This window comes from Rhizobium sp. P38BS-XIX (assembly GCF_012641435.1).
Taxonomy (GTDB): Bacteria; Pseudomonadota; Alphaproteobacteria; order Rhizobiales; family Rhizobiaceae; genus Rhizobium.
Genome location: NZ_JABAIJ010000001.1, coordinates 353,555 through 375,921, shown reverse-complemented (window position 1 = coordinate 375,921; position 22,367 = coordinate 353,555). Strand labels below are relative to the sequence as shown.

Below are 22,367 nucleotides of genomic sequence, written 5' to 3'. Positions count from 1 at the left end.
TGTCATGGCAAGCTTCGCCGTACCGAGCAGCGATGTTGCTTTTGCCGCAAGCGAAGTAAAGGTCCTGGTCAACAATCAGGTCATTACTTCGGGCGACATTGCCAAGCGTGTCAACTTCCTCAAGTTGCAACGACAGAAGGGCGACCTGAACAAGCTCGCCAAAGATCAGCTCGTCGATGAGACATTGAAGCGCGCAGAGATTTCCCGCTTGCGCATGTCCGTTTCGACATCCGACGTTGATGCCGCCTTCGGACGTTTCGCATCCAGCAACAAGATGTCGCCCCAGCAGCTCGGCCAGATTCTCGACAAGATGGGCGTGACCGTCGACCACTTCAAATCCTATATCGCCGTTTCCATGAGCTGGCCGCGCGTGGTGAATGCTCGTTTTGGTGCATCCAGCAAAATCTCGAACGACGATCTCGTCACCCGCATGACGGAAAACAAGACGAAGCCCGTCACGACGGAATATTTCCTCAAGCAGATCGTCTTCGTTGTCCCCACGGCGAAGCGGAATGCGATCCTGAACCAGCGCAAGGCTGAAGCCGAGGCATCGCGCTCGAAGTTCCCGGGCTGCGACCAGGCGAAAGTATTTGCCGCCACGATGCGGGACGTTTCCGTCCAGGACCTTGGCCGCGTGCTTGCCCCGGAAGTGCCGGAAATCTGGAAGCCACTGCTTGAAAAGGCCTCCGGCAATACGACGAGCGCTGTCGTGACGGATCGCGGTGTCGAATATATCGCCATCTGCTCGCAGCGTCAGGTCAACGATGACGTCGCCGCCGCCGCCGTTTTCCGCGCCGAAGATCTTGGCAAAAACAATGCTCAGGGCGTCAGTGCCAACGACAAGAAATATATGGATGAATTGCGCTCCAAGGCGCAGATCGTCTATCGTTGATTGGCGATGTCACTCCGTTATTCCACTCCCCTTGCGTTGACGCAGGGGGATCCAGCGGGCATAGGTCCTGACATCACGCTCGCTGCCTGGTTGCGTCGTGGCGAACTGGATCTTCCTCCTTTCCTGTTCATTGGCGATGCGAATATCCTTGCGGCGCGCGCGCAGCAGCTTGGTATAAATGTGCCTTTAAAAGAGGCTGGCCCGGATAGCGCTCTCTCTATTTTTCCCGATGCTCTTCCAATTCTGCCGATCAATGGCGGTATGAATGTCGTTGCTGGCGAGCCGCATGTTGATACGGCAAAAGGAACGATCACCGCCATAGAGACGGCTGTGGCGCTCAGCATGAGCGGCAAGACAGCGGCTGTCGTGACAAACCCGATTGCCAAGTCCGTCCTTTACGATGCAGGCTTCGGTTTTCCGGGCCACACGGAATTTCTTGCGGATCTTGCGACACGCGCAACCGGCAGGCCGGTCATGCCCGTCATGCTTCTGGCAGGCCCCAAGCTCCGTGCCATTCCCGTCACAATTCACATTCCGCTCAAGGATGTGCCGCAAACCCTGACCTCGGATCTCATTGCCGAAACCTGCAGGATCACCGATCACGATCTGCGGACGCGCTTTGGCATTTCCAGGCCGCGGCTGGCGGTCGCCGGGCTCAATCCGCATGCAGGCGAAAATGGAGCGCTAGGCAAGGAAGACGACGCAATCGTGCGCCCGGCAATCGAGACGCTTCGCAATGAAGATATCGACGCTTTTGGTCCTCTCCCCGCCGATACAATGTTCCACGATGAAGCGCGGCGTCGCTACGATGTCGCCATCTGCATGTATCACGATCAGGCATTGATCCCGGCCAAGGCACTCGGTTTCGACGATTCCGTCAATGTGACGCTTGGATTGCCCTTTATCCGTACCTCTCCGGATCATGGCACGGCCTTCGGCATTGCCGGCAAAGGCATCGCCAAGGAGGACAGTCTCGTGGCGGCTCTCAAGCTGGCAAGCGAGATGAGCGGCAAGATAGGAAGCAACCCATAATGGCTGCTCTCGACGGCTTGCCGCCTCTTCGCGATGTCATCCAGCGCCATGGCCTCGACGCGCGCAAGGCGCTCGGCCAGAATTTTCTTCTTGATCTCAACCTGACACAGAAAGTCGCCCGCACGGCTGGTTCTCTCGAAGGCGTTACCGTTTTTGAGGTCGGGCCAGGGCCTGGTGGCCTTAGCCGCGCCATCCTGGCGCTCGGTGCCGCGAAGGTTATTGCTGTCGAGCGCGATGCGCGATGTCTGCCTGCCCTGGCGGAAATTGCCGATCATTACCCGGGCCGCCTCGAGGTGATCGAGGGCGACGCATTGAAGACCGATTTTGCGGCGCTCGTACCGCAAGGGCCGGTAAAGATCATTGCCAATCTGCCCTACAATGTCGGCACCCAGCTGCTCGTCAATTGGCTGCTGCCGCCGGAGTGGCCTCCCTTCTGGCAATCCCTCACCTTGATGTTCCAGAAGGAAGTCGGCCAGCGGATCGTCGCAGCCGAAGACGACGATCATTATGGTAGACTGGGCGTTCTTTGCGGCTGGCGCACGCAGGCACAGATGGCCTTCGACATATCTCCGCAGGCCTTCACGCCCCCACCGAAGGTCACGTCAACGGTGGTGCATCTGACGCCGAAGGAAAACCCAATTCCCTGCGCTATCGAGAAGTTGGAGAAAGTGACGCAAGCCGCTTTCGGCCAGCGCCGGAAAATGCTTCGCCAGAGCTTGAAGCCGATCGGCGGCGAAGCATTACTGCTCAAGGCTGAAATCGATCCACAACGGCGTGCCGAGACGCTTTCCGTCGAAGAGTTCTGCCGGCTTGCCAATTGCCTGTAAACCGCCGTGAGGCGATCCAGACGATGACATCCCTGATCTTCTGCAAGGCGCATCGCAAGACCGCTAGAAGCTTTGCGCGACGCGCTTTAGAGCTTCGGTGTCTCTTCGAGCAAATCCCGAACGAAATCGAACATCCCGTGTCTGCGGTCGCGGCGCAGGCGCTCGGCCTTCACGATCGACTGCACCGCATCGAAAGCGACGTTCAGATCGTCATTGACGATGACGTAATCATACTCGCGCCAGTGGCCGATCTCGGCGCGGGAATTGGCAAGCCGCATGGCGATGACCTCTTCGGAATCTTCGGCACGGCGATGCAGGCGCGACTGCAATTCGGTCATGGTTGGCGGCAGTACGAAAATGGAAACGACATCGGCGGGCATCTTTTCCTGAAGCTGCTGGGCACCCTGCCAATCAATATCGAAAAGCATGTCGCGGCCTTCGGCCATCGCGGTTTCCACCGGCTCGCGCGGCGTGCCGTAGAAATTGCCGTGGACCTCAGCCCATTCGAGCAGCGAGTCGGAATCGCGAAGACGCTCGAATTCGCGATGCGAGACGAAATGATAATGCACGCCTTCGATTTCGCTCGGCCGGCGCTGCCGGGTGGTGACACTTACCGAAAGGCTGACCTGCTTGTCCTTGTCCAACAGGGTGCGCGCTATTGTCGATTTGCCTGCGCCCGATGGCGAGGAGATCGCTAGCATCAGCCCCCGGCGGGCAATCGGAACGGATGTTGATGTCGCCGGCTTCATGGCCCTACTCCAAATTCTGGACCTGTTCGCGGAACTGGTCGATAACGACTTTCAGCTCGATACCGGCGGCTGTGACCGCTGCGGCATTCGATTTCGAACAGATGGTATTCGATTCCCGGTTAAATTCCTGTGCAAGAAAATCGAGCTTGCGGCCGACTGGGCCACCCTTGGAAATCAGCTCTCTCGCTGCCGCGACATGCGCCTTCAGCCGATCGATTTCCTCGCGGAGATCGGCCTTGGTGGCCAGTAGAGCCGCCTCAGCATGCAGCCTGTCACGATCGAGACCGGACGATCCGTCGATCAGCATGGCTACCTGTGCCGCCAGGCGTGTCGCAATCTCCTGCGGCGAACGTGAGGGATCGCGCTCAATGGTTGCCGTCAGACCCTCTATCGTGGCGACATGGCCTAGCAGGATCTGGCCGAGCGCGTCGCCCTCCCTGCCTCTCATCTCACGAAGATCGGCAAGAGCAGCCGTCAGGCCCGCCATTATGTCGATATCACGCTTGGCAAGCGCCTCTTCACTTTCCTCGGCTTCCTTGAATTCGACAAGGCCGCGAACCGCCATGAGGCTATCAAGCCTCAGCGGCGCGGGATCGACGATACCTGTCAACTGATCACGCAATGCCAGCACGGCCGCCAGCGCATCCTGGTTCACGACGACCTCGACGCGACTGTCTTCAACGGCAAGCGACAGGCTAACCTGGAGATTCCCACGAGAAAACCGATCTGAGATCAGCTTGCGCACATCTGTTTCAGTGCGTTCAAGCCCTTGTGGCAGGCGCAGACGGACATCCAGCCCCTTGCCGTTGACTGACCGCAATTCCCACGCCCAGCGACCGCGCCCGCTCGTTCCCTCACGCCGGGCAAAGCCGGTCATGGACTGCAATACCATGCAAGCCTCCGATTATTCCCATCCCCAATCCATCGAAAATCATCGGAATGAGGATCAATGTAAAGTGAAACCGCGCCAAGGGTTCGTGGAAGCCATGGCGCAACAAGGATCAGTTGGTTTTCTTCTTTTGCTGCGTGCCGGAGCCAGGTGCCGTCGTCCCATCGTCGGGCTGGCCATCCACGGCAATAGCGCTTGGATCTTCACCCTTTTCGGCAACCAGTTTGCGCCAGCGCTTGACGTTGGCATTGTGCTCTTCCAGCGTCGCGGCAAACACATGGCCGCCCGTACCGTCGGCGACGAAGTAGAGGTCCTGTGTCTTCCAGGGATTGGCGACCGCCTCAAGCGCATCCTTGCCGGGATTGGCGATCGGCGTCGGGGGCAAACCCTTGATGATGTAGGTATTGTAGGGCGTTTCCTTCTTCAGGTCCGACTGATAGATCGGACGATCCGACGGCTTCCCTTCGCCACCGAAAAGACCATAGATGATGGTCGGATCGGATTGCAGGCGCATCCCCTTGCCAAGGCGATTGAGGAAGACGGAAGCGACGTGAGCGCGCTCGTCCGCCTGGCCGGTTTCCTTTTCGACGATCGACGCCAGCGTGATGAAGTCCTGCTTGTTGGCCAGCTGGACGCTCTGATCGCGCTTCTCCCAGATCTGATCGACCACCTTCGTCTGCGCCGCCGCCATTTGTTCCACGATTTCCGTGCGCTTGGTGCCACGCGTGAACTTGTAGGTATCCGGCCGCAGGCTGCCTTCCGGCGGCAACGCGGAGGGCAGATCGCCTTCCAGCACCGTGTCGGCCTGCAGCTTGTTGAAGATCTGTCGAACCGTCAGCCCTTCAGGCAAGGTTACGGAGTAAAGGATGGATTTGCCCGATTTCAGCAGCTCCATGATGTCCTTCATGGAGGCGCCAGCCTTGATCTCATACTCACCGGTCCGCAGCGTTTCGTTGTTACGCAGCTGCGTTGCGGTAATCCAGCGGAAGATCCGCTGGTCGGTGATGATATTGTTGGATTCCAGGCGATTGGCGATTTCGTTCAGTCCGGCGCCACTGCGCACGATGAAATTCGTGTTGGTCGTCAGCGGGCCTGGGCTTTGATAGATCGAAAAGGCGTAATAGGTCCCTGCAACGGCCGCAATGACGACGAAAACGACAAGCGTCATCAGGAAGTTCAGGAAGATGACCATCTGACTGCGAGCTTTGCGCGAACGCTTGGGCGGATCCGGAACACGCTCCGGACGCAAGGCTTCATTGGCCGATTTCGGGATAATCGGTCCTTTCTGCCCGTTCGGAGTTCCGTTGCTCTGGTTCGTATCGCTCACCGGCAATCCTTCCCTTTTGTCATTGCCTGCTCTTTGGCCAAGCAATGCGGCAAAAAACAGGTTCAGAAGATAAGGCGGAACCCAGGCTCCGCCTTCGACCGATCAGGCATTCCGCACCATGTTCCCGAGAGGCAGGCGCAGCAGCTATCAAGGACTTTGAGCGGGACTGCCAAAGGCACCCCCGCCTCGACGATTACGCGCTGTTATTAAGCCTCAAAACGACGCAGGACAAGCGATGCGTTCGTGCCGCCAAATCCGAAGGAGTTCGACAGTGCGACGTTGATTTCGCGCTTGCGAGCCGTGTGCGGAACCAGATCGATGGCGGTTTCGCGCTCCGGATTGTCCAAATTGAGCGTCGGCGGCGCGATATTGTCGCGAATGGCGAGCGTGGCGAAGATCGCCTCGATCGCGCCCGCAGCGCCAAGAAGATGGCCGGTGGCCGACTTCGTGGAGGACATCGAGATCTTCGCTGCTGCGTTGCCGACCAATCGCTCGACGGCGCCGAGTTCGATCGTATCGGCCATGGTCGAGGTGCCGTGCGCGTTGATGTAGTCGACATCATCAGGCGTCAGTCCGGCACGCTTCAAGGCCGAAGTCATGCAACGGAATGCGCCATCACCATCTTCGGCCGGCGCAGTAATATGATGAGCGTCGCCGGAAAGGCCGTAGCCAACGACTTCGGCGTAGATCTTGGCGCCGCGTGCCCTGGCATGGTCCAGCTCTTCGAGAACGACGATGCCGGCGCCCTCGCCCATGACAAAGCCGTCGCGATCGCGGTCATAGGGGCGCGAAGCCTTCTGCGGATTGTCGTTGTAGTCTGTCGACAGCGCCTTGCAGGCGGCAAAGCCGGCCAGCGAGATGCGGCAGACTGGAGCTTCGGCGCCGCCCGCTACCATGACGTCGGCATCACCAAGCATGATCAGGCGGGCAGCGTCGCCGATGGCGTGCGCGCCGGTCGAGCATGCGGTGACAACGGCATGGTTCGGGCCGCGCAGCTTGTGGCGGATGGATACCTGGCCGGAGACGAGATTGATGAGGCGGCCTGGAATGAAGAAGGGAGAAATACGGCGAGGACCCTTGTCGCGCAACGTATAGCCGGCTTCAACGATCCCTTCGAGGCCGCCGATGCCGGAGCCGATCATGACGCCGGTCGCGATCTGATCCTCGTCCGTTGCGGGGTGCCATCCGGCGTCCGCCAGTGCCATATCGGCGGCGGCCATGCCATAGATGATGAACGGATCGACCTTGCGCTGTTCCTTCGGCTCCATCCAGTCGTCGGCATTGAAAGTGCCGTCGGTGCCGTCGCCGACCGGAATGCGGCAAGCGATCTTTGCCGGGAGGTCTTCGACCTCGAACTCCGTCACGAGGCGTGCGCCATTGTGGCCGGCGATCAAGCGCGACCAGGACACCTCAGTGCCACAGCCCAAAGGTGATACCATGCCGGTACCCGTGATAACGACACGTCTCATCGCCCGCAGACCCCGTCTTTTTATGATGATATGCGTATAACAATAGGTCGCCCGACCTTGCCGGACGAAATAGGGCGGACTCTTCAGCCCGCCCCCTCAAAAAGCGCAAAGGATTAGGCCTGAGCCTTTTCAATGAACTTTACAGCGTCGCCGACCGTCAGGATCGAGTCAGCAGCGTCGTCCGGGATTTCAACGCCGAATTCTTCTTCGAAGGCCATGACCAGTTCGACGGTGTCGAGCGAGTCCGCACCCAGATCGTCGATGAAGCTTGCGCTTTCAACAACCTTGTCGGCGTCAACGCCAAGATGATCAACAACAATTTTCTTTACGCGTTCTGCGATATCGCTCATGTCGGTTTCCTCGACCTTATGTCCTGATCAGAATGCCTTGTGACATCCCTACCCTAATTCAAAACCTGCAGCATCAATCCTGAAGCCACTGGCAAACCCGTGCAACCCGGCATTGAGATCCGGTCCGGCGCCATGAATGCGGCCCAGTCCGTCTGCATTTTCCGGACGACTGTTCACAGTCATGGCCCGCTTAACACGGTTTAAGTCCGTCGCAAAGCCAGAAAATAGCCGGCTCCGGGTTGCTCAACATGCTATTGGAGCGAAAGTTCCCTCCAACAGCAATTCCATTAGATCATCGCCATGCCGCCGTTGACGTGGATGGTCTGCCCCGTCACGTAGCTGGCTTCCGAAGACGCCAAGTAGGCCACTGCGGAAGCAACTTCCGCGCCGTTGCCCATGCGCTTCATGGGGATGGCGCCCATGATGGCTTCCTTCTGCTTGTCGTTCAGCTTGCCCGTCATCGCGCTTTCGATGAAGCCGGGGGCAACGCAGTTGACCGTGACGTTGCGGGTGGCGATTTCCTGCGCCAGCGACTTGGTAAAGCCAATCATGCCGGCCTTGGAAGCGCAGTAGTTTGCCTGACCCGGATTTCCGGTGACGCCAACGACCGAGGTGATGTTGATGATGCGGCCGTAGCGGCGGCGCATCATCGGATGGGTGAGTTCGCGCGTCAGACGGAAGACGGCCGTCAGGTTGACTTCGAGCACAGCATCCCAGTCTTCGTCGCTCATGCGCACGAACAGGCCGTCCTTGGTGATGCCGGCATTGTTCACGAGAATGTCGACGCCGCCGAGTTCTTCTTCGGCCTTGGCACCGAGCGCCTTCACCTCGTCGCGGTCCGACAGGTTGGCCGCAAAGATCTTGACGCGATCGCCGAGTTCGGAGGCCAGCGCCTCGAGCTTTTCAACGCGCGTGCCGTGCAGGCCGACGACGGCACCCTGCTTGTGCAGGAGCCGGGCAATTTCTTCGCCGATGCCACCGGATGCACCGGTTACCAGGGCCTTGCGGCCGGTCAAATCAAGCATGTTTGTCCCTCGTTCCTTAAACTTATCAGCCGAGCAATGCGGCGAGCGCGGTGTCGATGTCGGCAGCGTTGTTGACGGCAATGCCATTCACCGACTTGTCGATGCGGCGGGCGAGACCCGTCAGCACCTTGCCCGCGCCAATTTCATACAATGTTGTCACATTGTTGGCGGCAAACCATTCGACCGTTTCGCGCCAGCGCACCTGGCCGGTCACCTGCTCCACGAGAAGCTTGGCGATCTCTTCGGCATCCGTAACAGGAGCAGCACGGACATTGGCGATGACAGGCACGACCGGATTGGACTTGGCAACCCCGGCAAGCGCCTCACGCATCGCGTCGGCGGCCGGAGCCATCAAGGAGGAATGGAAGGGAGCGGAGACCGGCAGCAAAATGGCGCGCTTGGCACCCTTGCCGGTCGCAAGCTCCGCAGCCTTCTCGACAGGCGCCTTCTCACCGGAAATGACGATCTGACCGCCGCCATTGTCGTTGGCGATCTGGCAGGCTCCGAGCGCGGAAGCCTCGGCGCAGACGGCGATGACGTCGGCATGCTCCAGACCGATGATCGCCGCCATGGCGCCGACACCGACGGGAACCGCGGCCTGCATCGCGTTGCCGCGAATGCGCAGCAGGCGTGCCGTATCGGCGAGCGAGAAGGTGCCAGCAGCACAGAGAGCGGAATATTCGCCGAGCGAATGGCCGGCGACATAGGCGACCTTGCTCTTCAGATCGAGGCCGCGGGCCTGCAGCACACGGATGACTGCCATTGATACAGCCATCAGCGCGGGCTGCGCATTGGCCGTCAGGGTCAGCGTCTCTTCCGGGCCGTTGAAGATGACGTCGGAGAGCTTTTCACCGAGCGCTTCATCGACTTCTTCGAAGACGGCACGCGCCTCGGCGAAATTGTCGGCAAGATCCTTGCCCATGCCAACGGCCTGGCTACCCTGGCCGGGAAATGTGAAAGCAATGGTCATTTTAAAGCGTCCTTTTGGGGGTCGTTTCGCTCCCCAATGACATTGTTTGCGGCGGAGTCAATAGCGCAGCCCCTGGAGCCACAGGCTTTTGCGCCTGCGAAACAAATTGATTTTCCTCTTGCGCTTGCTCAGTTCCCGCCTAAATTTGCGCGACCTTTGCAATTTTTACTTTCTCCCAGCCCCCAAGGTTTTCCCATGAAATATAAGAGTTTAGGCCGCACCGACATTTCCGTTTCCGAGATTTGCCTCGGCACGATGACCTGGGGCACACAAAACAGCGAAGCCGAAGCCCATGAGCAGATGGATTATGCCCTCCACAAGGGCGTCAATTTCTTCGACACCGCCGAAATGTATCCAACGACGCCCGTCGGTCCCGAGACGCAAGGCCGCACCGAAGAGTACATCGGAACATGGTTCGAAAAGACCGGCAAGCGTAACGACGTCGTGCTCGCGACCAAGGTCGCTGGCCCTGGCCGCGACTATCTTCGTGGTGGCCAGGGCCCTGATGCCGCCAATATCAATGCGGCCGTCGACGCCAGCCTCAAGCGGCTGAAGACCGATTACATCGATCTCTATCAGGTTCACTGGCCGAACCGCGGCCATTTCCATTTCCGCCAGAACTGGCATTACAACCCGTTCACGCAGGATCGCGAGAAGGCCGTCGCCGATATCACGGAAATCCTGGAGACGATGGGAGAGCTGGTGAAGGCCGGCAAAATTCGCGCCATCGGCCTCTCGAACGAGACGACCTGGGGCATCCAGAAGTATCTGACGATCTCCGAGCAAAAGGGTTTGCCGCGCGTCGCCACCACGCAGAACGAGTATAACTTGCTCTACCGGCATTTCGATCTCGATCTGGCAGAACTGTCGCATCACGAGGATGTCGGGCTACTCGCCTATTCGCCGCTCGCCGGCGGCATCCTCACGGGTAAGTATGTCGGCGGCGCGCGGCCGGCCGGCTCGCGCGGCTCGATCAACCTGGACATCGGCGGCCGCCTTCAGCCGCTGCAGGAGCCGCCGGTCAAGGCCTATCTCGAAATTGCTGCCAAGCACGGCATCGATCCGTCGAAACTGGCGCTTGCCTACTGCCTTACCAAGCCCTTCATGGCCTCCGTCATCATCGGCGCCACGACGGCAGCTCAGCTCGAAACCGATATCGCCGCGGTATACGTGACGCTGCCGGACGAAGTTTTGGCCGAGATCGAGCAGGTTCACCGGAAATATCCAATGCCGATGTAAGGCCGGAAGCCTCGAAGTCAGCTTGCGATTTTTGCGGAAGGTTGCAAAATCCGCCTTAAAGCAATCCTCGATACGCGGGGCGCAAGGCTAGTCGAGGCAAATCCTGTGAAGTATGAGAGGTTTTTCATACCCTCACCAGAGGCCGATGCACGGTTGGAAATTGTTGTCGCAAAGCCCCTGCATCCGGGACCGTATCCAACCATGATCTTCAACCACGGCTCTACGGGCCGTGGACAGAACAAATCGCTCTATTCAAGAACATGGTCTCCGACTGTCGTCGGAGACTATTTCGTTGAAAGGGGCTGGATGATCCTGTTTCCGCAGCGACGGGGCAGAGGGAAATCGGGCGGTCATTACGGAGAAGGACTTGCTCCGGACGGCTCCGGCTATTCCTGCGACGTTGAGGTCGCGCTTGCGGGCTTCGAGCGGGCCATTGAAGATCTGGATGCGGTCGTCGGCCACCTGCGCGACCACCCAGATGTGGATCCGACACAACTTGCCATCGGTGGCGTTTCGCGCGGCGGCATCCTGTCGATAGCATATGCGGGCATGCGCCCGGGGGTCTTCCGCGGCGCCGTCAACTTCAACGGCGGATGGCTAGGTCGCGGCTGTGTCAATTATGAGAGCGTAAACCCGACGATCTTTGCGCGGGGCGCATCGGCTGCAATCCCGACGCTTTGGCTGCATGGCACCCGGGACCAATATTATCGAATGGAGCATTGCCGCAGAAATTTTGAGACATTCCTATCAGCCGGAGGGCAAGGGAAATTCGTTGCGGCCAACGCTGGCCACGCTTTGCTGTTCAAGCCGGCCCTGTGGAAGGACCATCTCGATCTCTATCTGGGCAATCTTGTCGAAAACAGCGGTCGACCGGATGTTTGAGGTTCAGACTGGCAAAACGGCGATCCGCTTTTGCGGCCAACTTCGGATGACAGAGGGCGTCCGATGAAATTTCCCGCCGTAAACTCCGGCTAATTGGTCGTCTTCGGCAAGACCGTCAGCTCGGTGCCGTAAGCCTCCTTCAACTCCTCCTGCCCCTGTAAGCGGTCCACGGACTTGTGCAGCAAGGTCGATCTGTAATCTTCCGAGCTGCGCCCCTCGATCAACGTAACATCGGCATTGCCGGGATTGTCCGATCGCTCGAACCACTCGACAGGGTGATGCAGGAAATTCATCTCGAAGGCCCGATTGGTCACGCCATGGCCAACGATGATCGTATTGTTCTTTCCATCCTCGGATTCGCGCATGACCGTTTGCAGAAATAGGCGGACGCGCTGGGCAACGTCGGCGCGGCTTTCTCCATCCGGCGGACGCGCATAGAACTTGCCGTTGTTGTTGCGCAGCCTCGCCCACTTCTCGAACTCGTCAGGGAACTTCCGCCGCTGTTCGGCGTGATCATAGATTTCGGTGAAGAGGCCGAAATCCTGTTCGCGCAGCAGATAGTCTTCCCGCACATCGTCGATGAACTCCGCCGGCAGAACCTCCAGCAAAATATCCTTGCTCTGCCGCGTTCTCAGGAATGGCGAATACCAGACATTGAGCTTGCGCAGGTCGGCGCTCGGCAACGCCTTCAGATAGGTTGCGATCGCCTGCCCGGCCTGCAGCACCTGGCGATGTCCCCATTCGGTCAGCGGTACGTTGTGATCGCCGAACTGTTGGTAGGCCCGATCGTCGATATTGCCGAGGGATTCGCCGTGCCGGACGAGGAAAATGCGCATGAACAATCCATATTGCTGCCACTGGTCACGTATCATATGGGAGAGCGCGAGCCACGCAATCTCATAAGCATCGGCGCTCGCGATTTGCTGCAGGCCATCGTCCCCAGTCATAGAACTAAGGCAATTGCTCGGGCTCCCCTTGCCTTTCTGAGAAAAATCCGTATAAGCCGCCCTGTTCGCAACCCGGTCTTCTGGCTGGTGGCTGAACGGAGGGCCGGTTCCCGCAAGGGAATCGTTCGGAACGGAAGCGTTCCAGCCTCCCGTGTCTCCGCTCTCGACCGTCTCGGAAACGCTTTTCTTGCTTGGGTTTACCCTCTCAGGAGCAGTCGTTGAGGCTTAGCCGCCGAATATCGGGTTCAGACCAACGCAAGAAAGGCAAAGCTATCCATGGCTCTTTACGAACATGTATTCCTTGCCCGACAGGATATTTCCGCGCAGCAGGTCGACGCCCTCGTAGAACAGTACAAGGGTGTTATCGAAGCTAACGGCGGTAAAGTCGGGCGTATCGAGAACTGGGGCCTCAAGTCCCTCACCTACCGCATCAAGAAGAACCGCAAGGCTCATTACGCCCTGATGGACATCGAAGCACCGGCCGCTGCGATCCAGGAAATGGAACGTCAGATGCGCATCAGCGAAGACGTCCTGCGTTACATGACGATCGCTGTTGAAAAGCACGAAGATGGCCCGTCTGCCATGATGCAGAAGCGCGACCGTGACGACCGTCCGCGCCGCGATGGCGACCGTCCGGAGCGCAGCTTCGGCGATCGTGGTCCGCGTCCGGATCGTGGTGACCGCGAAGACCGTCCGCGCCGTCCGCGCGAAGACCGTGCATAAGGAGATTTGAGAATGTCTGAAGTTTCCTCCGCACCGGTCCGCCGTCCGTTCCATCGCCGCCGCAAGACCTGCCCGTTCTCGGGTGCGAATGCGCCGCGCATCGACTACAAGGACGTTCGTCTCCTGCAGCGCTACATTTCCGAGCGCGGCAAGATCGTTCCTTCCCGCATCACGGCCGTTTCCCAGAAGAAGCAGCGCGAACTCGCTCAGGCGATCAAGCGCGCCCGTTTCCTCGGCCTGCTGCCTTACGTCGTCGCTTAATAGCGACAGACGCAGAATGAATCTGAGGGAAGGCAGCAATGCCTTCCCTTCTCCCTTTCGCGATGGGCGCGGATCGGAACCAGAAAACCCATGTTGGGGACGACTTTGAGGCCAAAGTGCCGAAAGCATCCTCTAACTGCTCGATACGAAGCAGGACAGCGACGTGAAACAGTTGAACGCAAAAGAGCTTGGCATCGGCGCGCTCGCCGGACTGACCGCCGCCTTACTCGTGTATGGCGCGACGGTGCAGCCGTTCATGTTCATCCTGTTCGGCGCTCTTTCCCTTCTTCCGATCCTGATTGTTGGCCTTGGCTGGGGCAACATGGCTGTCATTACGGCAGTCGTGGTGGCCGGCATCATCGGCACGGTCTGGCAATCGTTCTATTTCGGCATCTTTACAGTCGTCCTCACTCTGATCCCGGCATGGCTTAGCCATCTTGCCAATCTTGCGCGTCCGGCCTCCGAGCTGGGTGGCCCGGATCACCTGATGGCATGGTATCCGCTCTCCGACATCATGCTGCATCTCTGTGGCCTGACCGCCGTGATGGTCGTCATTGCCGGTGCGGTGATGGGCTATAATGCGGATCTGGTCGGCCAGGTTGTCGATGCCTACATCAGCGCCGTAAATCAGCAGTCACCCGATATTCAGCTCGATCCGGTTGCGATCACGAAGATGAAGTCGCTGATGCTGTACACGATCCCGATCGCCTGGGGCATGATCTGGGTTTTGATGTTGCTCGCAGCCTATTATGTCGCGATCCGCGTCGTTGCCGCCTCAAAGCACAATCTGCGCCCGCGTGAAGATATCCCCTCATCGCTGCGCATGAACCGCAACGCGATCTTCGTCTTTCTCGTGGCAATCGTCGCCATCTTCCTTGGTGGAGTGATTGGCCTGATCGCTGCCGCCGTCCTCGGCGCATTCGGCGCAGGCTTCATTGCTTCCGGCTTCGCATCCCTGCACTACAGAACGCGGGGCAACGACTGGCGCATCCTTATCCTGGTCGTCTGCTATCTGGTCTCGTTCTTCCTGACGCTACCACTCTTCATCATCCTTGTTCTCGGCCTCTACGATACCCGCAAGGCGATATCGCTGACCCCGAACAAGAATGCCGATACATCCAAACCAACAGACACGAAAATCTGACATCGAAAGGAATAGAAACATGGAAGTCATTCTTCTTGAACGCATCTCCAAGCTCGGCCAGATGGGCGAAACCGTAAAGGTTCGCGACGGCTTTGCTCGCAACTACCTGCTGCCGCTCGGCAAGGCGCTGCGCGCCAATGCCGCCAACAAGGCTCGTTTCGAAGCCGAGCGCGCAACGCTCGAAGCTCGTAACCTCGAGCGCAAAAGCGAAGCCCAGAAGGTTGCAGACGTTCTCGGCGGCAAGTCGTTCATCGTCGTTCGCTCGGCTGGCGAAACCGGCCAGCTCTACGGTTCGGTCGCAGCTCGTGACGTCGTTGAAATCCTCGCTGCAGAAGGCTTTAACATCGGCCGCAGCCAGGTTCACATGAACACCCCGATCAAGGCTATCGGCCTGCATCAGGTTGCCATCGGCCTTCACGCTGAAGTCGAAATCAGCGTCGAGCTCAACGTTGCCCGTTCGGCTGAAGAAGCAGAACGTCAGTCCAAGGGCGAAACCCTCACCTCCGCTGACGCCATCTATGGCGTCGACGAAGACGCCCTGCGTCCGGAAGACTTCTTCGATCCGGAAGCTGACGGCAACGCCGAAGACGACGACGCATAATTTTCAGCCGATTGCTGGAACGCGAAAGCCCGGATCAGACGATCCGGGCTTTTCTTTTGGCACAATTGCACACTGGATCAATCGTTAGCGTCGGGTTCCGGCATGGGCGCAGAGTCCTTGTCGATCGAAACGACCACGGACATGCCGGGAGCCAACTGGTCCACCAGAGGCTGGTTCGGCTCGATCTTCACCCGAACCCCGATGCGTTGCGCTACCTTCGTAAAGTTGCCGGTCGCATTGTCTGGTTTAATGACGGCGAATTCAGAACCGGCCGCCGGCGAAAAGCGCTGAATGCGCCCCTTGATCTTGCGATGCCCGAGCGCATCGACGGAGATGGTGACCGGCTGGTCAAGCTTCATGCCATCGAGCTGCGTTTCCTTGAAATTGGCGATCACCCAGATATCCTTCGGCACCAGTCCCATTAGCTGTGTGCCGGCCGTGACATATTGGCCGAGCCGGACACCGACTTCGCCCACCCGCCCGTCCTGCGGCGCGATAATCGTCGTGTTCTTGAGATCGATATCGGCAAGCTGAACGGCAGCCTGCGCGCCGCTGACGCCGGCCTCGAGCGAAGCGCGATTGACGATGATGGTCGTCAGGTTCTGCTCGGATACATCCAGGCCGGCCTTTGCCTGATTGAGGGCGGCCTGCGCCTGTTGCAGCGTTGCCTGCGCCTGCTCGGAATCGCTCGTCGTCGAGACACCCTTGGAGACCAGCGTCGTCACGCGATCTGCGGCAAGCTGAGCGCGCTTGAGTGCGGCGTTGGCGCTGTCGATCTGCGCCTGGCTGGAGACGATGCCGGCCTTGGCCGCCTGCTCCTGTTGCTGTGAATTGGCGAGCGCCGCCTTCTGCCCATCCAGTGTGGCATGCGCCTGCGCGACCTTCTGCCGATAGATGCGGTCATCGATCTGGGCCAGCACGTCGCCCTGCTTGACGAGCTTGTAGTCCTTGATCGGGACGCCGGTGATATAGCCGCTCACCTGCGGGCTGATCGTCGTGACATAGCCTTTGACGTAGGCGTCGTCGGTGGTCTCGACGGAAGTTTTGAACGGCGGCAGGTGCCAGGCATAAAGCACCAGCATGACGCCGCCGATGCCGGCAAGAACTGCGATAACTTCGATGGGGGAGCGAACGAGCCTCGACATGGAGCTATTTCATATCCTCACGGGTTGGACGCCACGGGCTGCGGCCGATCTTCAGCGAGCCGAGCTTTGATGAAGCGGTAAAAGACATGCAGTGACAATGCGGCAAGCGAAGCAAAGGCGATGAGCGCAGCGACGAGGAATGCGTCGCCGTAAGCAAGCATGTTGGCTTCGCGGCTCACCTGCGCGCCGAGCAGTGCGACCCCCTCGCCCTTCAAGATCGCGCTGTCGCCGATCACCTTGCCGTAAGACGATGAAAGCTGGCTGACGCGCTCGGCCACATGCGGATCCGTCAACAGCACGCGTTCGGTCAGAACGGCGGAATGAAATTTTTCGCGAATGGTGATCAGCGTGCCATAGAACGCCGAACCGATCAGGCCGCCGACACTCTGAGTAAAGGTAAACACGACGAAGAAGGTCACCAGATACGGCGGCCCCTTGGTTATGGCCGCCTTGAACCCTTCAGACATGGATGGCGGCAGGAAAAGCGCGGCGCCGGCCGCCATCAATGCCTGGCTCAGATACATCTGCTCCGGCCGCGTCAGATTCGTCAGCTGCGAATCCATCAGCGCGCCCGTTCCCATGAGGATCAGAGCGACGAACTGGATCTGCCAGCTGAAGCCATAGCTCATGAAGAGCGTGCAGATGAGCCCGCCGATGATCGAGAAGGCCAGTATGATCCAATAGAGCAGCGAGAGCTGATCGTAGAGCAGGCCGACGGCGTTCTGGTAAAACGTCATGATAACCGAGGTTTGCTCGGCCGCGATCAGGCGAAAGATCAGCAGGATCGCCGTCAGATGCAGGATCTCGGGCCGAAGCAGCCATCGAACGTCGATCAGCGGCGTCGATCGCCTCACCTCGACGACGATCGCCACGGTGAGGGACGCAATCGCAATCGCCAGCACGACGCCGAGCCAGGGCACTTCGAGCCACCAATAGAGTCGGCCGACCGACAGCACTACGGCCAGACAGCCGAAACCGATCGCCACCAGCAGGTAGCTGAAGATATCACCCAGAACGATGACCTTGACGCGCGGCGGCGGGGTGAGCGGGAGCAGATAGATGATCGGCATGACCAACAGCGCCAGCGCCATCTCCAGCGTGTAGAGGCCGCGCCATTCGCCGTAGTCAAGCAGCGAGGGCGACACGAGACGGGTGATCGGTGCGGCAAGCAGCGTATTCGTCATTGCAAGGCTGACGCCGACGGTCAATTTCTTCGCCGGCTCGAACGCTTCCAGCATATAGAGGAAACCGAGCGTCGAAAGCGGCGCACCGGCAATGCCGCTCAGGAAGCGCACCACGATCGCCGAATGCAGATCGGACACGAAGAGATTGAGCAGCGAGGCCACGACGAAGCCGAGAATGCTGACCTCGGCGAAATTGCGCACCCCGTATTGCAGGCGGATCTTTACCAGAGCGATGGCAAGGCTGACGTTGGGCGCCATATAGGCGGCGGAGAGCCAGGCGGACTCGGTTGTCGTTGCCGCTATGGTTCCCTGGATCTGGGTCAGGTTGGCGAAGGCGAGATTGAGACCCAGTCCCTGGGTCAGAAAAAACATGACCGAGGCGGCGATATAGAGAGGCACTTTCCAGCCAGGCATCGGTGGCGGAGCAGCAGGGGTTGCATTGGTTTCCCCTGTGGGCACCGGACCCGGCTGACCGCTCATGCACTACCTCATGATTTGCCCACATTTTGAAGATTGGCGGTCATGGCGCGGATAACCTTGAGCGCCATGCCAACATCCTCATCCGAAATTCCTTCCAAGATATCTGCGCGCACACCTGTGGCAAGAGCCTCGACCTCCGCAGCGACGACTTTTCCCGATTCCGTCATGAATATCTGCTTGGCGCGCCGATCCGATGGCACCGCGCGACGCTCAATGAAGCTTTGCGCCTCCATGGCATCGAGGATGCGCACGAGGGTCGGCGTCTCAAGTTCCAGCTCGTCGGCGAGCTCCCGCTGATTGATCCCGTCGCGGCGCGAGAGCTTGTGAAAAACCCTTGCGCGCGCAAGCGTCATACCGTGCTCGCGAACAAGGGCGTCGAATGCCGCCCTCAGCTTGCGGTTGAACGAAGAAAGGTCGTCGAAAAGCTCACGTCTTGATGGCGCACCGGACATTATTGCAACTTTATACTATTAGTATCCTACCCTATTCATAGGCATTATCGGGATTTTCCCGTCTTTTCAAGCATCATGGCCAAGCAGGCGGATGCGCACAGCAAAATACCCGGCTAAAATGCCCCACGAACAACTTGCCTACGTGATTCGTGTGTCGGTCGTAGCGTTGCAAAGTGGCGACAAGGGATTTTTTAAGCGGCAGAAACTTGGCCCTGTGGACGAGTGGAACAACGTTGATAGCGTCGCCGTAATTGCCCTCGTTTGCGAAAAGCAGAGCATTGCGTGGTTGACCATGACATCGGATCGTCGCAAACCATTCGATACTCCAAAAGTACGAAGAGATGGAAAATGAACGAAGCTGCGCGCAAGCTTGCCGCTATTACGCCCGCCGAACAGCACTATCGCGAAGCCCCGAATAATATTGAGGCGGAGCAGGCTCTTCTCGGCGCCATCCTCGTCAACAACGATGCCTATTATCGCGTCTCCGACTTCCTGAAACCGATCCACCTTTATGAACCGCTGCACAGGAAGATTTTCGAAGTCGCGGGCGATATCATTCGCATGGGTAAGAAGGCGGACCCCGTCACCATCAAGAGCTTCGTGCCGGCCGACGACAAGGTCGGCGACATGACGGTGGCGCAATACCTCGCACGCCTGGCCGTAGAAGCCGTTTCGATCATCAATGCCGAAGACTATGGCCGCGCCATCTACGATCTGGCGCTACGCCGCGCGCTGATCACCATCGGCGAGGACATGGTCAATATCGCCTATGACGCGCCGCTCGACATGCCGCCGCAGACGCAGATCGAGGACACCGAACGCAGGCTCTTCGAACTGGCCGAAAACGGTCGCTACGACGGCGGCTTCCAGGCTTTCAACGATGCCGTGGCGCTCGCCATCGATCTCGCCGCCGTTGCCAAGGAGCGCGATGGTGGCCTGTCGGGCATTTCCACCGGCATCCACTCGCTCGACAGCAAGATGGGCGGCCTGCAGCGCTCGGACTTGATCATCCTTGCCGGCCGTCCCGGCATGGGCAAGACCTCGCTTGCCACCAACATTGCCTATAATATCGCAGCAGCCTTCGAAGGCGAGGTGCAGGCGGATGGCTCCACCAAAGCGAAGAACGGCGGCGTCGTCGGCTTCTACTCGCTCGAAATGTCGTCCGAACAGCTCGCAACGCGTATCATCTCCGAGCAGACGGAAGTCTCCTCGTCGAAGATCCGTCGCGGCGATATCAACGACGCCGATTTCGAAAAGCTGGTGGCATGCTCGATGATGATGCAGAAGGTGCCGCTCTTTATCGACCAGACGGGTGGTATCTCGATCGCCCAGCTGTCCGCGCGTGCCCGACGCCTGAAGCGCCAGCGCGGCCTCGACGTTCTGGTGGTCGACTACGTTCAGCTGATGACCGGCTCGGGCAAATCGAACGAGAACCGTGTGCAGGAAATCACCCAGATCACCACGGGCCTGAAGGCGCTCGGCAAGGAACTCAACGTTCCCATCATCGCGCTCTCCCAGCTCTCGCGTGCCGTCGAAAGCCGCGACGACAAGCGCCCGCAGCTATCGGACCTTCGTGAATCCGGCTCGATCGAGCAGGACGCCGACGTGGTACTCTTCGTGTTCCGCGAGGAATACTACGTCAAGAACCAGGAGCCGCGTGACCCGAACGATCCGAAGTACGGCGAATGGGAAGCCCTGTTCGACCGCGTGAAGGGTACGGCCGACGTCATCATCGCCAAACAGCGTCACGGGCCGACCGGTACCGTGAAACTCGCCTTCCAGTCGGAATTCACCCGCTTCGCGGATCTCGCCGACTCCTCGTTCCTTCAATACGAAGAGCACTGATAAAAGCGATGGGCGACGCATATCTGCGCCGCCACACTTTTTCTTTTCATCTATGACCATTATCCTTGGCCGGAGCGACACCCCTCCGGCCATTTCTTCGTCAAGGCGGCTCTATGACAGACACTTTCGATGACTATGATGCTTTCGCTTCGGCTGGTCTGCGGTTGACGGTCGATCTCGGTGCCCTCGTCGAGAACTGGCGCGAGATGGCGCGGCGCTCGGGCAAGGCCCGCACCGCAGCCGTCGTCAAAGCCGATGCCTATGGGCTCGGCATCGAGGATGTCGGCGAAACCCTTTATTCGGTTGGAGCCCGCGACTTTTTCGTCGCCACAGCGGATGAAGGCGCGAGCCTGCGGCTTTATGCGCCCGAGGCACGCATCTTCGTCCTCAGCGGCATATGGCCGGGGATGGAGCGAACCTTCTTCGAAAATGATCTCGTTCCCGTCATCGCGTCCGAGGAACAGTTGAGCTTCTGGATGGCGGTGCTGGCCGACTATGGCGATTACCCTTGCGCATTGCAGGTCGATACCGGCTTCAATCGGTTGGGCCTGCCGATGGCCGATGCCATCGCGCTTGCCGACGACGTATCGCGCCCCGCAAGCTTTGCGCCCGTGCTCGTCATGAGCCATCTTGCCTGCGGCGACGACCCTTCCAATGCGATGAACAAGCAGCAGCTGGAAGCCTTTCAAACGGTCAGCCAGGCTTTCGAGGGCATCGAGGCAAGCCTTGCCAATTCCGCCGGTATCTTCCTTGGGTCGGACTATCACTTCGACCTTACCCGTCCGGGTATCGCCACCTATGGCGGGGAAGCCGTTCCCGGCATGGCCAATCCGATGCGTCCGGTGGCAACGGCGCAGGCCCGGATCATCCAGACCCGCTCGGTCAAGGCGGGAGAAACAGTCAGTTACGGCCGCGCGCTGCAGCTGACGCGCGACAGTCGCCTGGCAATCGTTTCAGCCGGCTATGCCGATGGCTACATGCGCAGCCAATCGAGCGCCGGCGTGCCGTTGCGCCAGACCGGTGTTCCCGCCGGCCACGGCTTCATCGCCGGTCACAAGGTGCCTGTTGCCGGTCGTATCACGATGGATCTGACGATCTTCGACGTCACCGACCTGCCGGAAAACACGGTCCGCGCCGGCGATTATATCGAGCTCTTCGGCAGCAACATCCTGGTGGATGATGCGGCCAGATCAGCCGGCACGATCGGCTACGAGATGCTGACCAGCATGGGCCTGCGTCACGAGCGGCGGTATATCTCGGAAGAGACTGAGGAATAGCCCGATAATTCGTTAGCGTGCGCTGATCGCGAGGCGCACGCCGAGAGCCACGAACAGGGTTCCAAGCCCGCGATCCAGCCAAAGACCGAGACTGCGGTTGCGCCGCAGCGCCTCGCTCAGACGACCGCCAAGCAGGATAAGCGGCGGCTCGATGAAGGCTGCGACGACGATGATGAGGCTGCCGTGCAGCAAAAGCTGCGCCCATACGGGACCGGCGCCTTCGACGACGAATTGCGGCAGGAACGCCAGAAAGAAGATCGCCACCTTCGGATTGAGCAGCGAGACCAGAATGCCCTGCCGATAGATGCGAGCAAAGGATAGCGCCTTGCCCGCTTCCTTGATCCACGCCGCCTCGCCCTTCGATCGCAGCGCCTGTATCCCAAGCCAGATGAGATAGGCGGCACCGATCCACTTGATCGTCGAGAAAGCAAGTGCCGAGGCGGCGAGGATCGCCGACAGTCCGGCGGCGGCCATCAACACATGCAGACACGCCCCGCTCCAGATGCCGAACAGAGCTGCAAAGCCCGAGCGCATGCCGCTCCGGATTGTATGACCGAGGATGAAAGCAATATCCGGCCCCGGTGACAGGTTAAGCAGCGTCGCTGCAGTCAAAAAAGCGACCCAATGGGCCAGCGAATAGTCGAACATCGGCAGTCA

General features: G+C 59.3%; 24 protein-coding genes. 12 read left to right on the top strand and 12 right to left on the bottom strand.

The features are described from left to right. Positions 1-4: 4 nt before the first annotated feature. From HGP17_RS01845 to rsmA, 3 genes are read left to right on the top strand one after another with little or no spacing between them, the layout of a single operon-like run. A complete protein-coding gene (locus tag HGP17_RS01845) occupies positions 5-892 on the top strand; it encodes a peptidylprolyl isomerase (RefSeq protein ID WP_246703975.1) in 888 nt (295 codons plus the stop codon). 6 nt (positions 893-898) lie between these two features. Next, positions 899-1,924: a 4-hydroxythreonine-4-phosphate dehydrogenase PdxA gene (gene pdxA / locus HGP17_RS01840; RefSeq protein ID WP_168805415.1), complete on the top strand. Its 1,026-nt coding sequence runs from the start codon at positions 899-901 to the stop codon at positions 1,922-1,924. Continuing rightward, positions 1,924-2,751: a 16S rRNA (adenine(1518)-N(6)/adenine(1519)-N(6))-dimethyltransferase RsmA gene (gene rsmA, locus HGP17_RS01835; RefSeq protein WP_168805413.1), complete on the top strand. Its 828-nt coding sequence runs from the start codon at positions 1,924-1,926 to the stop codon at positions 2,749-2,751. The genes pdxA and rsmA overlap by 1 nt, the downstream gene beginning before the upstream one ends. Before the next feature lie 86 nt (positions 2,752-2,837). Here rsmA and gmk read toward each other — a convergent pair whose 3' ends face one another. The 7 genes from gmk to fabD form a co-directional block, all read right to left on the bottom strand. Then, a complete protein-coding gene (gmk, locus tag HGP17_RS01830; protein ID WP_168805411.1) occupies positions 2,838-3,500 on the bottom strand; it encodes a guanylate kinase in 663 nt (220 codons plus the stop codon). A gap of 4 nt (positions 3,501-3,504) precedes the next feature. Further along, on the bottom strand, positions 3,505-4,392 hold the full coding sequence (locus tag HGP17_RS01825) for a YicC/YloC family endoribonuclease (RefSeq protein WP_168805409.1): 888 nt from the start codon (positions 4,390-4,392) through the stop codon (positions 3,505-3,507). Between the two features lie 109 nt (positions 4,393-4,501). After that, positions 4,502-5,716, bottom strand: coding sequence for an endolytic transglycosylase MltG (gene mltG / locus HGP17_RS01820; protein ID WP_168805407.1), 1,215 nt, complete (start codon positions 5,714-5,716; stop codon positions 4,502-4,504). A gap of 206 nt (positions 5,717-5,922) precedes the next feature. After that, the gene (gene fabF / locus HGP17_RS01815) at positions 5,923-7,185 is read right to left on the bottom strand and encodes a beta-ketoacyl-ACP synthase II (RefSeq protein ID WP_168805405.1); all 1,263 of its coding nucleotides are present in this window, start codon (positions 7,183-7,185) and stop codon (positions 5,923-5,925) included. 113 nt (positions 7,186-7,298) lie between these two features. Then, positions 7,299-7,535, bottom strand: a complete 237-nt coding sequence (locus HGP17_RS01810; protein WP_004122114.1) for an acyl carrier protein — start codon at positions 7,533-7,535, stop codon at positions 7,299-7,301. Between the two features lie 287 nt (positions 7,536-7,822). Beyond that, on the bottom strand, positions 7,823-8,560 hold the full coding sequence (fabG, locus tag HGP17_RS01805) for a 3-oxoacyl-[acyl-carrier-protein] reductase (protein ID WP_168805403.1): 738 nt from the start codon (positions 8,558-8,560) through the stop codon (positions 7,823-7,825). Positions 8,561-8,585: 25 nt separating this feature from the next. Beyond that, positions 8,586-9,530 (bottom strand): ACP S-malonyltransferase, encoded by a 945-nt coding sequence (fabD, locus tag HGP17_RS01800; RefSeq protein WP_168805401.1) that lies wholly within the window; start codon positions 9,528-9,530, stop codon positions 8,586-8,588. A 195-nt stretch (positions 9,531-9,725) separates the two neighbouring features. Here fabD and HGP17_RS01795 point away from each other — a divergent pair, with 195 nt between their 5' ends. Together HGP17_RS01795 and HGP17_RS01790 are read left to right on the top strand one after the other, a co-directional pair. Next, a complete protein-coding gene (locus HGP17_RS01795; RefSeq protein WP_168805399.1) occupies positions 9,726-10,769 on the top strand; it encodes an aldo/keto reductase in 1,044 nt (347 codons plus the stop codon). A 201-nt stretch (positions 10,770-10,970) separates the two neighbouring features. Continuing rightward, on the top strand, positions 10,971-11,651 hold the full coding sequence (locus HGP17_RS01790; protein ID WP_246703942.1) for a prolyl oligopeptidase family serine peptidase: 681 nt from the start codon (positions 10,971-10,973) through the stop codon (positions 11,649-11,651). Positions 11,652-11,740: 89 nt separating this feature from the next. Here HGP17_RS01790 and HGP17_RS01785 read toward each other — a convergent pair whose 3' ends face one another. Further along, a complete protein-coding gene (locus HGP17_RS01785) occupies positions 11,741-12,487 on the bottom strand; it encodes a phosphoglycerate mutase family protein (RefSeq protein WP_168805395.1) in 747 nt (248 codons plus the stop codon). A gap of 387 nt (positions 12,488-12,874) precedes the next feature. Here HGP17_RS01785 and rpsF point away from each other — a divergent pair, with 387 nt between their 5' ends. From rpsF to rplI, 4 genes are all read left to right on the top strand, one after another. Beyond that, positions 12,875-13,321 carry a 30S ribosomal protein S6 gene (gene rpsF, locus HGP17_RS01780; RefSeq protein ID WP_168805393.1) on the top strand — a complete coding sequence of 149 codons (447 nt, stop codon included), beginning with the start codon at positions 12,875-12,877 and terminating at the stop codon, positions 13,319-13,321. Positions 13,322-13,333: 12 nt separating this feature from the next. Next, a complete protein-coding gene (gene rpsR / locus HGP17_RS01775; RefSeq protein WP_004122103.1) occupies positions 13,334-13,582 on the top strand; it encodes a 30S ribosomal protein S18 in 249 nt (82 codons plus the stop codon). A gap of 163 nt (positions 13,583-13,745) precedes the next feature. Next, positions 13,746-14,726, top strand: a complete 981-nt coding sequence (locus HGP17_RS01770) for a DUF2232 domain-containing protein (protein WP_168805391.1) — start codon at positions 13,746-13,748, stop codon at positions 14,724-14,726. 19 nt (positions 14,727-14,745) lie between these two features. Next, positions 14,746-15,327, top strand: coding sequence for a 50S ribosomal protein L9 (rplI, locus tag HGP17_RS01765; protein WP_168805388.1), 582 nt, complete (start codon positions 14,746-14,748; stop codon positions 15,325-15,327). A gap of 77 nt (positions 15,328-15,404) precedes the next feature. Here rplI and HGP17_RS01760 read toward each other — a convergent pair whose 3' ends face one another. The 3 genes from HGP17_RS01760 to HGP17_RS01750 all read right to left on the bottom strand — a co-directional run bounded on the left by HGP17_RS01760 (position 15,405) and on the right by HGP17_RS01750 (position 18,588). Continuing rightward, a complete protein-coding gene (locus HGP17_RS01760) occupies positions 15,405-16,472 on the bottom strand; it encodes an HlyD family secretion protein (RefSeq protein WP_168805386.1) in 1,068 nt (355 codons plus the stop codon). A gap of 17 nt (positions 16,473-16,489) precedes the next feature. Continuing rightward, positions 16,490-18,070 carry an MFS transporter gene (locus HGP17_RS01755; RefSeq protein WP_205925831.1) on the bottom strand — a complete coding sequence of 527 codons (1,581 nt, stop codon included), beginning with the start codon at positions 18,068-18,070 and terminating at the stop codon, positions 16,490-16,492. Between the two features lie 74 nt (positions 18,071-18,144). Then, positions 18,145-18,588: a MarR family transcriptional regulator gene (locus tag HGP17_RS01750; protein ID WP_168805382.1), complete on the bottom strand. Its 444-nt coding sequence runs from the start codon at positions 18,586-18,588 to the stop codon at positions 18,145-18,147. Positions 18,589-18,679: 91 nt separating this feature from the next. Between HGP17_RS01750 and HGP17_RS01745 the strand changes: the two genes are divergently transcribed. The 3 genes from HGP17_RS01745 to alr all read left to right on the top strand — a co-directional run bounded on the left by HGP17_RS01745 (position 18,680) and on the right by alr (position 21,710). Beyond that, positions 18,680-18,940 (top strand): hypothetical protein, encoded by a 261-nt coding sequence (locus HGP17_RS01745; protein ID WP_168805380.1) that lies wholly within the window; start codon positions 18,680-18,682, stop codon positions 18,938-18,940. Then, entirely contained in the window at positions 18,937-20,433 is a 1,497-nt protein-coding gene (locus tag HGP17_RS01740) for a replicative DNA helicase (protein ID WP_168805378.1), read from the top strand. Before HGP17_RS01745 ends, HGP17_RS01740 begins: the two co-directional genes overlap by 4 nt. Before the next feature lie 113 nt (positions 20,434-20,546). Then, a complete protein-coding gene (alr, locus tag HGP17_RS01735) occupies positions 20,547-21,710 on the top strand; it encodes an alanine racemase (RefSeq protein ID WP_168805376.1) in 1,164 nt (387 codons plus the stop codon). A 12-nt stretch (positions 21,711-21,722) separates the two neighbouring features. Here alr and HGP17_RS01730 read toward each other — a convergent pair whose 3' ends face one another. Continuing rightward, positions 21,723-22,358, bottom strand: a complete 636-nt coding sequence (locus HGP17_RS01730) for a LysE family translocator (RefSeq protein ID WP_168805374.1) — start codon at positions 22,356-22,358, stop codon at positions 21,723-21,725. Positions 22,359-22,367 lie beyond the last annotated feature (9 nt).